Origin of the sequence: Acinetobacter sp. neg1 (assembly GCF_000788125.1) — a bacterium.
GTDB classification, from domain to species: Bacteria; Pseudomonadota; Gammaproteobacteria; order Pseudomonadales; family Moraxellaceae; genus Acinetobacter; species Acinetobacter vivianii.
The window spans coordinates 145,863-157,710 of record NZ_JSZD01000010.1 but is presented as its reverse complement, the minus strand read 5'-3'; the positions used below and the strand labels follow the sequence as shown (position 1 = coordinate 157,710).

General features: G+C 42.1%; 8 protein-coding genes, 2 tRNA genes and 1 pseudogene. 6 read left to right on the top strand and 5 right to left on the bottom strand.

What is annotated here, in order from left to right:
• Nucleotides 1-48 precede the first annotated feature (48 nt).
• The 3 genes from PJ15_RS08415 to PJ15_RS08405 all read left to right on the top strand — a co-directional run bounded on the left by PJ15_RS08415 (nucleotide 49) and on the right by PJ15_RS08405 (nucleotide 913).
• Nucleotides 49-125: transfer RNA gene (locus PJ15_RS08415), tRNA-Asp, on the top strand.
• A gap of 140 nt (nucleotides 126-265) precedes the next feature.
• A tRNA-Val gene (locus PJ15_RS08410) sits at nucleotides 266-341 on the top strand.
• Between the two features lie 89 nt (nucleotides 342-430).
• The gene (locus PJ15_RS08405; protein WP_004775348.1) at nucleotides 431-913 is read left to right on the top strand and encodes a DUF2750 domain-containing protein; all 483 of its coding nucleotides are present in this window, start codon (nucleotides 431-433) and stop codon (nucleotides 911-913) included.
• A gap of 20 nt (nucleotides 914-933) precedes the next feature.
• Here the strand turns inward: PJ15_RS08405 and PJ15_RS08400 are convergent, their stop codons facing one another.
• From PJ15_RS08400 to yccS, 4 genes are all read right to left on the bottom strand, one after another.
• Nucleotides 934-1,719 (bottom strand): YdcF family protein, encoded by a 786-nt coding sequence (locus PJ15_RS08400; protein WP_047429759.1) that lies wholly within the window; start codon nucleotides 1,717-1,719, stop codon nucleotides 934-936.
• A gap of 130 nt (nucleotides 1,720-1,849) precedes the next feature.
• The gene (locus tag PJ15_RS08395) at nucleotides 1,850-4,393 is read right to left on the bottom strand and encodes a PepSY domain-containing protein (RefSeq protein ID WP_047429756.1); all 2,544 of its coding nucleotides are present in this window, start codon (nucleotides 4,391-4,393) and stop codon (nucleotides 1,850-1,852) included.
• A 158-nt stretch (nucleotides 4,394-4,551) separates the two neighbouring features.
• Complete coding sequence (locus PJ15_RS08390; protein WP_005259343.1) at nucleotides 4,552-5,136, bottom strand: YcxB family protein; 585 nt, start codon at nucleotides 5,134-5,136, stop codon at nucleotides 4,552-4,554.
• A 78-nt stretch (nucleotides 5,137-5,214) separates the two neighbouring features.
• Nucleotides 5,215-7,389 (bottom strand): YccS family putative transporter, encoded by a 2,175-nt coding sequence (gene yccS, locus PJ15_RS08385; RefSeq protein WP_004775341.1) that lies wholly within the window; start codon nucleotides 7,387-7,389, stop codon nucleotides 5,215-5,217.
• Nucleotides 7,390-7,532: 143 nt separating this feature from the next.
• On the opposite strand from yccS, the gene PJ15_RS08380 reads away from it, so the two are divergent.
• Nucleotides 7,533-8,747: a multidrug effflux MFS transporter gene (locus PJ15_RS08380; protein ID WP_032811056.1), complete on the top strand. Its 1,215-nt coding sequence runs from the start codon at nucleotides 7,533-7,535 to the stop codon at nucleotides 8,745-8,747.
• A gap of 26 nt (nucleotides 8,748-8,773) precedes the next feature.
• Here PJ15_RS08380 and PJ15_RS08375 read toward each other — a convergent pair whose 3' ends face one another.
• Nucleotides 8,774-9,478, bottom strand: a complete 705-nt coding sequence (locus PJ15_RS08375) for a nitroreductase (protein ID WP_047429753.1) — start codon at nucleotides 9,476-9,478, stop codon at nucleotides 8,774-8,776.
• 425 nt (nucleotides 9,479-9,903) lie between these two features.
• On the opposite strand from PJ15_RS08375, the pseudogene PJ15_RS08370 reads away from it, so the two are divergent.
• Together PJ15_RS08370 and gltS are read left to right on the top strand one after the other, a co-directional pair.
• Nucleotides 9,904-10,335, top strand: a pseudogene (locus PJ15_RS08370) (hypothetical protein); the annotation flags it as partial.
• A gap of 237 nt (nucleotides 10,336-10,572) precedes the next feature.
• Entirely contained in the window at nucleotides 10,573-11,808 is a 1,236-nt protein-coding gene (gene gltS / locus PJ15_RS08365) for a sodium/glutamate symporter (protein WP_004775335.1), read from the top strand.
• The last annotated feature ends 40 nt before the right edge of the window (nucleotides 11,809-11,848 follow it).

Genomic DNA, 11,848 nt, shown 5'->3' with positions numbered 1-11,848 from the left:
CGCCCACCATAATTTGTGACATTTACTTCTTTATGGAAGTAATACAGTGCAGCGGTAGTTCAGTTGGTTAGAATATCGGCCTGTCACGCCGAGGGTCGCGGGTTCGAGCCCCGTCCGCTGCGCCATTCTCTTGATATCGGTTTAAGAGAATGTTTGTTTTAAACAAGTATTTGTATACTTGATCTCTGATACGAGATGCCATTAGAAAAATCAAAGATTTTTCTCTTGCGCTCAGACAAAGCTTCGCTTTGTTGATCCTCGCTCAGGGCGCTTAGCTCAGTTGGTAGAGCGTCTGCCTTACAAGCAGAATGTCGGCGGTTCGATCCCGTCAGCGCCCACCATATTTCTTCCCCAATCTCATATCATTGTAATCAATACAAAGTTATTTTATGATTAGCATCAATATAATGATTCTAATATGAAGTACTTTATGAGAAATCCTTATCAACGCAAGGCTGCGTCGAAATCTCAAGCTACACCTGCCAATTCTTCGCTCAAAGACACCTATCGTCAATTTATTCAAAATATTATTATGCAACGTCACGTGATCGCGCTCTATCATGACGGCTGGGCTTTATGTTCAACACCATCGGGTCAGCATGCGTTATCTGTATGGCAAAATAAAAGCTTGGCGAAATTATTGATTAAAGACAATTGGGCGCAATACGAAATTCAGGAAGTACCCTTATTGGCTTTTATTGAGAAGATGATTCCCTTTCTAAAAGAAAATAACACGATTTTATCTTTGGATTTAACACCTGAAGGGAATAACCTGCTGGTTACCCCTGATGCTTTATTATTAGATATTAAGAATTTTTTATACCAGATTTACTTACAACGACCAGATGTGTTTGCTGAGTTAAAGCTTCCGTTGCCTCGAGATATTCGTTTGCATAACTCAGCTTCATCATAATTTGAACAGAAAAACCTTAATCAATATTCATTCAGCAACCAGCCGCTGGCATAAGCAAAATATTCTCTTAACCAAGCGTTATAGCGTGTAGCTAAAGGCGTGGTTGCACCGAGCAAGATAATATCTCGGTAGCCTTGTTTCTTGGAAATTGCAGCAGCTCTTAAGGTGTGGAAATCACTGGTCACAATTGCAATCGGTTGCTGGATATTGATGTGTTTGGCTTGTAATAAACCTTGACTGTTTTTCAGATTGAGTTCAGTACTGGTACTTTTATCTTCCAGAATGATTTGTGACACAGGAATATTATATTGCTTCTGTAGATAACGAGACATCACCACGGCTTCGCTATCTGTTTCACCATAGTCAATCCCGCCTGTCAGTACCAGTTTCGCATCTGGCTGAGCTAGGGCAACAGGAGCCGCACGGTCTAAACGTTTTGCTAGCGTCGCCGACGGTTCTCCATTTTCTACACCGCTACCCAAAACAATAATCGCCTTTACAGGTAAAACATGTTGTGTTTTTGCATTGTTGTCAGCAAGATAATCAAAGAAATAGCCTAAGCTAATTAACCATGCCCAAAAACAGAGCCAGCCAAAACGCCAGATTGAATGCAAACGGAAGTGGTAGAAAAAGAAACGCTCAATATGATAATAGAAGTAAGAATATAGGCAGAAAAATAATCCAAGCAGGAGAGGGAGTACTGTACCAATATGAATCTTTTTAAATGCGATGAGAATAGCGCCATCTAAAAATAAAACTGAACCAATAAGGGCGAGAAAAACACGAACCCATGAACTTATTTGCATAATCTTAATCGTAGTCGATTTGAACCGTGCTAAGTGTATGCAAAATTAAAAGAAAGGCAAACTCTCCGATTGTCTTAGGAAAATAAAAAAAACGAGTGACTGGCACTCGTTTTTTTAGGAAAGATGAATATTAGTAAACGTCGCGGCGATAACGACCTGCTTGTCGTAATTCATCCAACCTTGCTTCACCGAGAATATCCGTTAAAGCTTGGTCTACACCTGAGGCCATACCTTCAATACTACCGCAGACATAAATCACGGCACCTTGCTGAACCCACTTCAGCAGTTCTTCTGCATTGTTACGCATGACATCCTGTACATAGATACGCTGCTGCTGATCTCTTGAAAAAGCGAGATCAACTCGTTGCAATGTGCCCATGTTTTTCCACGCTTCAATCGTTTCCTGATAGAAGAAATCATGTTCGCGTTGGCGTTCACCAAAAATGAGCCAGTTGGCCGTGTAATTTTGTCGGTTACGCTGCTGTAAAAGGCTCATTAAACCTGCGATACCAGTACCATTACCAATACAGATAATTGGACGGTTATCATCGATTAGATGGAACGACTCATTGGTGCGGATACGTAATGCAATCGGTTGTTTAAGTGGCGCATATTCGGTTAACCAGCCAGAACCTAAACCGAGCTGATTATTTTCATCACGGTTTTGACGTACCACCAGTCTTAATAGCTGTTGAGCAGGAATACTGGCAATTGAATATTCACGCGTTGGCAATGTTGGAAGCTGAGCTAATAATTCTTCTAAAGTATTGAAAGGTTTAACTTCAACACGTAGATTTTTATCCCAAAGTGCCTGTTCAATAGTCTGATTGAGAGATTGCACAACAGTTTGTGCTGCAATCTGGTGTTGAGCCAAAAAGTTTTGGATTTCTGCTTGGCTATTTGCTGGCTGAATCTCGGCAATATCTCCCGCATGCCACGTCATATCCGAAGCTGTGGTCAGTTCAATATTATAAGCCGCTTGGCCTACACTATTTGGGTTGAGTAGAGTGCGTTCGCTTAATGTCCATTGATCGAAGACTTTTTCGATATTCATGGCATGTAATTCATGCTTGGTCACGACTGAAAGTGCTTCATTCCAGCGCTGAATATCATTGGCATTGGCGTTATCTACTTTGATGAGGTCGAAGAGCGGTTGTGCCTTAGATTGTTTTAACCATGCATCAACTGCATAACCAAAGCTGCAATAACTTTCTGGATATTCCTTTGAGCCAAGCGCAAGCACTGCATATTGCATGTGACTTAAATCAAGACTTTGCTGCATCAGCTTTTTGCTAAAACTAGAGGCGAGGTCTGGTGCATCACCAGTACCATAGGTACTGATCACGAATAAAACCTGTGGTGCCTGTAGCAGATCTTGTTCAGTAAGCTGTTGAATCGGTTTTACGGTGGTAGGCTGTTGTGCTTCTTGCAAGCTTGTCGCTGTACGCCACGCCAGTTGCTCTGCGACACCTGTTTGAGACGCGTAAGTAATCAGCCAAGGTTGTGCATTTGGATCAATCTGTTGAGTACCAAGTGATTGACGTGCGGCTTGAGTGAGTTTCTTTTGTTTACGACGCTTTAAGTACAACATCCATCCAGTTACGAAAAACAGTGGCATGGTCAGTGACGCTAGCATTGCAATAAATTGATAGGTCGAACCAAAGAAACTACCGCGGTGTACAGGAAGCATACTGCTCATGATTTTTTCATTGAGCTTTTTGTCTTCATACAGTTCAAATTTTTCAAACTGCTTATCTTGGTAATTATAGACGGCCTGATTTCGTGCGCGCTCGTGTTGTGGGATGATATCCACAAAAGACACTTCGACTTTTGCATCATCACGCTTTGGAATATTTAGGGTCAACGTTGAATATTCCCGGCCAATTTGAGCATTCACACCTGTCCAAGTCTGGGTCAGGATGGTATTAACCTGCTGGGTCGATAAACCTTCTTCTTTATGCTTTCTATTTCTAGGTTCATTGTGCTGTTGGTTACGTTGTGGTTGTTCGACGCCCATGACTTTGAACATACCCGCACGCCACCAGTCGTACGACCAATATAAGCCTGTGCAGGCAAACAGTAGATAGAAGATAACCACCCATGTACCGACAACGGCATGTAAATCCCAGATAAAATTACGCCCTTTTAATTTGGGTTTGATAAAGAACCATTGTTTAAAAGTATGTTTCTTGGGAAAGCGTAAATAGAGGCCACTCAATACAAAGAAAATCAGCATCAGGGTAGAGGCGCCCGTAATTTGTGCACCAAACTCACCCGCAGTTAAATTTCGGTGTAAACGTTGGATAAATTGCAACGTATCACGACCTTTAATCTCGGGTAAGACTTCCGCTGTATATGGGTTGACCATCATGTTATAGCCGCGACGTGCACCTTCTTTTTTAATATTCACGGTGGAAGAGGCGGCGGGATCAGAAGCGATTGTAATACTGTTGATTTCGATTTCTGGTTGTTTTTGGTTGAAATGTTGATAAAGCTGGGCAGGTGTTAATTTGGGTGATTGAGCCACTTCAACAACATAGCTGTCCTGATTAATCCATTTGAGAATTTGTGGTTCATAAGAGTAAATCGCCCCCGTTACGCCCATTAAAGAGAGTATAAGCCCCGCGGTGATCCCTAAAAACCAGTGAATCTGGAAGAAAACTTTTTTAAACATGGTCAAAAAATGTAAATAGAGTGGAATTCATGTAAAAAATTATAACTCAAGAATAAGAATACATTGTGGATTTTGCAGGTAATATTGATTTTGATTCTCATTTATTTTACGAGCAATAAAAAACCTCTCATTGCGAGAGGTTTTTGTTCATCCGTGTCTTAAATCGATTTAGGCGCACCTACAGTTTCATTTAAGTGCTTACGAACGGTATTGAAAGAAAAGTTCTTTGAATCCATACGTTTTGGCAAAATATAAGCACCTTGCTGTTCTTCACCTTTTGGTGTTTTTACCTTGAAATTTACAAGGATAAAGTCTGGTGAGCTATACCATTCATAAATATCTTTCCAGCCAATTGTCGCTGTGCCTTCTTGCAGGCCAACTTTTTGACGCATCACGATACCATGCGGTTGTACACCTAAACGTAAACCTTTAATTTCCTGAACAGGGAATTCAGTCATTTTACGTTTGACGTACCACTCCAGACCAAATTTCTTGATCAAATAAAAAAGAACCACACTCACAATCACTACCCAGCAAATCACGGTAGAGTAGGTTGAGTAATATTTAATAAGTCCTGCTGCAACTAAAGAAAGCACAACAAGTGCAATCATAATCATCCATGCTTTGCGGCTGAATTTGTTGGTACTACGCCAAATCATAAGTTGAGCTTGACGTTGTTCAGCTTCAGAAACTTCGTAAGGAACAGGTTGTAGCGTATAAGCGTATAGCGTTTTGGCGGTCATAGTGTAAAAAATGAGTTTAGAACTAGGTTAAGTTTAACACCTATTGGCATGCAAAGATATTATGCCAATGGCGAATGATTAGAGCGATGCATACTCTGTGCCGTCTTCATTTGGTTCATGACTCAGGCTTTGTTTCAGCATACTTAAACGGGTCAGTACACCGAGCATCAATGACAGTTGCTGCAAGATAATTAATGAATTTTGATCATTTTCTTCATTGCGGCTTAGACGGTCACGAATGGTTTGCATCATATTTTGTGCTGATAAATCAGGAACTTCATCTCTGAGTAATGCACCCTGAATATCATCCAGAGCCTGATCAAGTAGGGATAATACTTCCTGATCCTGAATTTTTTCACGGTGTGCCCCTAATGCCGCGATATAACTTAAAAAAGTATGGCTGAGACATAGAAACTCGAAGGCCAGACTTTTTTGGTTTACATCAATATTCGGTTCGGTGGCAATGGTTGAAATCAGCGAAGCCACCTCTGCATCAGTATTGTGGGCAGCGCGTCGGACAACACGATAATTCAGGGCATTATTACGGCCATGATGATATTGCTCGACAACTTCTGCAAGATATTTACATTGCGCCTGTAAAGAACGTCGGATCGAGCGGGGCAGTCTGCGGAATTTCCAGTCTGGCCAGATAAAACTGACACCAAACCAAGCCAGAGCACAACCAATCACCGTATCAATCAAGCGTGGAAAACCAGCTGCAAAGGCTGAGCCATCCAGATTAAAGTTAATTAAGGCTAAAATGGTGATAAAGGCAGTGGCTTGTGCATACTGTTTACTACGCAATTCTAAAAATAGCACACCGCTCAGCACCAGCATGACCAGTTGTCCTTCAATCGAAGGGATAAAATAGATAATCGCAAGACCGACAATAATACCGACCAAGGTGCCGACAATTCGCAAATACAAACGGCGTTTGGTGGCGTTAAAGTTGGGTTGGCAAACAAATAGTGCGGTTAACAGAATCCAGTAACCGTAGGCGATATCCGTCATCTGGATAAATAGATAGCCGATAAACAAGACAATCGATAAGCGGACAGCATGACGGAATAACACTGACTCAGGTGAGAGATGTTGTTTGACACGCACAATAATGTCATTCCAGCCTTTGAGATCGTCGTCTTTGAGCTGGCTTTCCGCATGCTGTGCATTGATTTTTTGCAGGTTCCGTTCAGTTTCCAGATTCTGTAATTGTGCATCAATTGATTTCAGGTTCTGATATAGCGCAAATAATGCATTAATCCGCACCTGATCATAATGTCCATCTTCGCGCAGTTTTTCCAACGACATCCGTAAATTTTCAAAACTATGCTTGAAGCGTTTGTTATGGACATAACGGGTACGACTGAGGATTGATTGAGACAAATCCTGACAGGCCTTGCCTTGAATGGAAAGAATGCGCTGGAAACGGAACAGAATATCGCTGTGCTGGAAGACTTTCGCCAGTTTCTGATAATCAATATGGGCAGAATCTGCACGCTCATGAATATCTTGAGCTACAAAATAATATTGCAGGCTACGCCGTGTGTCCTTTTGACCGCGGTCACCTTTGAGACGAGTTAACAGTGACATACGCAGATCATTAAAGATCGCCACAAGCTTGCCATTCTCCATGGCAATATCAATCATACTTTGTTGATAACTGGATGGAGTCATATCTACATCAAACAGGTTTGACTTGGCAAATAAGAAACTCCCCAGCGCAGAATAGGAAGCCGAAAGCTGATCCCGAACTTTCCGCACAGGGAAAAGTAGGAAGCTGATGGTGGAGAGTAAGCCATACCAAGCCGCACCTGCGACTAAAAGGGCGGGTTGAACATACCATTGCTCAAATAAATGCACCCCCAACATGGTATAGACGGAAGTGACCAGACAACCGTAAGCAATCGTGGCATAACGTCGTCCGAGTGAACCGAGTAAGATCCAGCCGATACATGAGGCAATTAATCCGATTGCAAAAGCAACAGGATAGGGGAATAACAGTTGAACCGATGCAGCAGTGATAAAAAATCCGATATAGGTATAAATCAAATTCATGATGCGCACAGAGAAGCGGTCATCAATATCACTAATCGCTGCAGCAACGACACCTAATGTTAAGGGAATCGTTGCAAGTTGATAATCTAATAAATAAGGAACAAAAGCTGTCCCTGTAAAGGCAATTAACATGCGCACGTTATACATAAACGTGGTGTTATAGGTTGTTTGTTTTAAACGTCCGAACCAAGGATTCAAGGGTTGTCCTTCTTGTATTCTACAATTGAATTTTCATCGTGACTGTTCACAGGGATAAAGTGTTCGCAGACGTTAATATTATGCACAAATCTGGTGGGGATGCTAAGCTTAGAATATTCCAAAATTTGTTAAAGTGGGGCAGTATGCAGGCCGAGCAAACCAATCAACGTCAATATTCAACAGCATGGATTATGTTGCTTGCTTTGTTAACTGCGTTAGGGCCGTTATCCATTGATATGTATTTACCTGCTTTGCCTCAAATGGCAGATGAATTCGGGGTAAGTACGCAAATGGTTGCCAATACCTTGCCTGCTTATTTCTTGGGTTTGGCAATTGGTCAGTTGATTTATGGCCCTGTCAGTGACCGGATTGGACGTAAAATCCCTCTTTATTTTGGCTTGGCGCTTTATGCCATCGCCAGTCTGGCTTGTGTCTTTGCAACCAATGAATGGGCCCTGATCGCAGCCCGTATTTTTCAAGCTTTAGGCGGCTGTGTCGGTGTCGTGATGGCACGCGCTGCAATCCGTGACCGTCTGGACATGCAAGGATCTGCACAAGCATTTTCCAGCATGATGATTGTGATGGGATTAGCCCCAATTCTTGCACCGATGTTTGGGGCATGGATTCTGAATTTCTTTCCGTGGCAAGCGATCTTTATTAGCTTGGCTATTATTGGCGTAATTTGCTGGTTCTGTGTGCATTTCTTCTTTAAAGAATCTTTGCCCGTTGAGCGTCGTTTAAAATTATCGGTCTATCAAGTCACAACATTATATGGGGCGATCTTAAAGGATGAGAGTTTCCGTGTGCCGATGTTTGCGGGATGTTTAACAGGCGCAGCCTTATTCTGTTATATCAGTTCTGCTTCAGCTGTCTTCATGGGGCAGTATGGTTTATCTCAGCAAAATTTCTCTTATGCTTTTGCCTTAAATGCGGCAGGCATCATGTTGATGTCGTCGATTAATAAACACTTGAATACCCGTATGGGCATTTTCCAGCGTTTAAAGCTGGGTGGTGCGATTCAGTGTTTTGGTGCGTTGATTGTGCTAGGGGCGGGCTTTATGGTGCATGCGCCATTATGGTTACTCATGTCTGGCTTGTTCTTGGTGGTGTCTGGCATCGGTTTAACGGGGCCGAATGCGATGGCTTTGGCAATGTCTCAACAAGGCGCGCGTGCAGGCACCGCCAGTGCGATTATGGGCAGTATGCAATTTGCTTGCGGTCTATTGGCGGGGATTATCCTGAATTTCCTGCTCTGGAAAGCGTCCTTGAATATGGGCATCATGATGCTGTTATTTACCAGCGCAGGTTTCTTGGCAATTTTAAAAGTGGGTAAGTTGCAAAGCAGTCGTTCTAGCTAAAGAACTACTGCTGCATTTCTAGTGGTTTAATCTAAAAAGACGGTGAAGTTTTCAACAGGCTCGCGTGGCGTAATGAAAGTATTCACAATATGGTCAGGATCTGCATAACCCAAAGCAATCGTGCATACCAGTTCTTCGTCTTCTGGCGCACCTAAAATATCTAAAACGATCGGGTGGAAATGATTCCATGCCGCTTGTGGGCAAGTATCCAGACCACGCGCTTTCGCAGCCACCATGACATTTTGAAGCATCATGGAAATATCCATTTTGGAACCAATACCCATTATTTTATTCACGGTAAAATACAAGGCAACTGGCGCATCAAATAGCTGAAAGTTACGCAATTGCTGCGCTGCCATTTTCTCTTTTTCACCTTTCTGGATGCCGAGCAAGCCATAAAGTCCCCAGCCATTGGCACGACGACGATCGATAAATGGTGAAATCCAGGTTTCAGGATAGTAGGCAAAAGTTTCCTGGTATTGGACAGCCAGCTCAGGCTTTTGCAAAAGTTCAATTTGTGCTGCACAAACACGGTCAATCATTTCGGCGCGTTTTTGCCCTGTCACCACATAGACTTTCCATGGCTGAACATTGGTGCCAGAAGGGGCACGACTGGCAACCGTCAAGATATCTTTAATGGTTTGGGGATCAACAGGGGTATCTAAAAACGCACGTACCGAGTGACGAGATGTAATGGCCTCGTCCACAAGGCGGACTTGTTCCGTGTTCATGAAAACTCCTCAACATTTTGATTTTTTAATGTCTGGAGACTATAAATCAATAAATGTTTTTTGTTGCCAGTTTTTCAGGTATAAATATAGGTTTGAGTAAAAAATATGCAAATAAATTAGCGGATTAACACTAATTGTTGTGAGTTTTCTATCTTTTGTCTGATTTGTGTGAAAAATAATTCTATTGGTAACATAATGAAATCGAAATAATATTTATGCATACTCAATGAAATCAATAAAACTCTTTAAATAAAAAGTACACACAATATTCGAAATTTATGCATAATACGCCCTTTTTAAAATTGATTAGGCTTTCCTTGCTGATCCGGTGAGGGGGAATTTTCTATTTAAAAGACAGCTTGAGTTTATCCAGTTCAATGTCTGTGGGAATTGTTGAAATATACACTATATACAAGGAGCTTCTCATGAGTTTATCTCTCATCCGTAAGCCGTTCGTAATGCAAGGTCTGGCAATTACTGTTGCAACCTTAATGATGAACAGTACACATGCTGCTTCAGAGCAAGAACAGATTCAGCGACTTCGTGATGAAGTGAAGGAATTAAGCGCTTTATTACAGCAATATGTTCCCCAAACAAAACAACAAAATGATACACCTCAAGTTGCCGTAGCTCCTGCTAGTACAGGGGTTACAACCCATAATCAAAATACTCCTGCTGTTGTCGCGGCCAATACCCCGAAAAAATCTCCATTAAGTTTTAGCGCTGCATCTGGTGCAGAAGTAAAGCTTTATGGTTTCTTGCGTGGTAATGCTTTGTATCAATCAAAAGGCGGCGATGGTATTTTTAACCGCATCAATAAGGTTGATCTGGAAGGCGCTGAAAAGAATAGCGATCGAGGGTAAAGATAATCGTGTAGGGGGCAATGGCTTGCTATAACTTCTAAGCCATTTATCCTGCAGATGAAAATCATCCGTGAAAACTGAATCACTATAATGTGTAAAAGGTTCTTATATCGGACTGTATGCTTTTTATAAAGTTGATTGAGTTTTCACTCATTTTGAGAGTTACTATTTTAGCAGTTTTGAGGTGGGGACAAGCCATCGAATGAACTGGTGAAATAAACGGAAGAAGATATGGAATTTACTTTTAATGGTTTTTATACCCTGATTTCAGCCGTTATCGTGTTGTTATTAGGGCGTTTGCTCGTTAATAAAATTGATTTTTTAAGACGCTATAACATTCCTGAGCCTGTTGCAGGTGGTCTTGTTGCTGCGGTAGTTTCGCTACTTGTGCATTCGCTTTGGGGTTATAGCATTGTCTTTAGTAGCGAGTTACAAACCAGTTTTATGTTGATCTTCTTTGCTTCTATTGGTTTAAGTGCCAATTTCATGAAGCTTAAAGAAGGCGGTATCGGGTTGGTGATCTTCCTGGTCTGCGTTGCATCATTTATCGTGGTTCAGAATGCTGTCGGTATGAGTTTGGCAACGATGCTGGGTATCGATCCGCTGGTTGGTCTGATTGCAGGTTCAATCACATTGACAGGTGGACACGGTACAGCAGGTGCATGGGGTGAGATTCTTGAAACGCAACATGGGATTCAAGGTGCTTTGGCGTTAGGTATGGCGAGTGCAACGTTTGGTCTGATTATCGGTGGTATTATCGGTGGTCCATTGGCTAAATTGTTGATTAACCGCTATAGCCTTGCTCAAGCACAGACACCAGCAGAGATCAAAAACCGCGATACGCATTTAGATCAGCATCCTGACGAACTGGCACCATTTGAAAATCCACATCAAGTCCGTTTAATCACTGCTGATAATGCCATTACTACTTTAGGTATGTTTGCTGCGTGTCTTGCATTTGCAGAGTTCATGACTGGCTTTAGTAAGGGGACATGGTTCGAGTTACCAACTTTCGTTTGGGCACTCGGCGGTGGTGTTATTTTACGTAATATCTTAGAAAGCGTATTAAAGATTGATATCTTTGATCGTGCGATTGATGTGTTTGGTAACGCGTCATTGTCACTTTATTTAGCAATGGCATTGCTTTCGCTTAAATTATGGCAGTTGGCAGATCTTGCTGGGCCGCTCGTCGTAATTTTAGGTGCGCAAACTATTACTATGGCATTGTATGCAGCATTCGTGACCTTCCGTGTCATGGGTAAAAACTACGACGCCGCTGTATTGGCAGCTGGTCACTGTGGTTTTGGTATGGGGGCAACACCAACAGCAGTTGCAAACATGCAGGCAATTACCAACATGTATGGACCATCTCATAAAGCGTTCCTGATTGTTCCGCTTTGTGGTGCGTTCTTCGTTGATTTAATTAACGCAACAGTAATTCAATTAATTTTGAAATTCTTTGCCTAAGTCGGATCAAAAGCCCCCAACGGGGCTTTTTTGATTCATC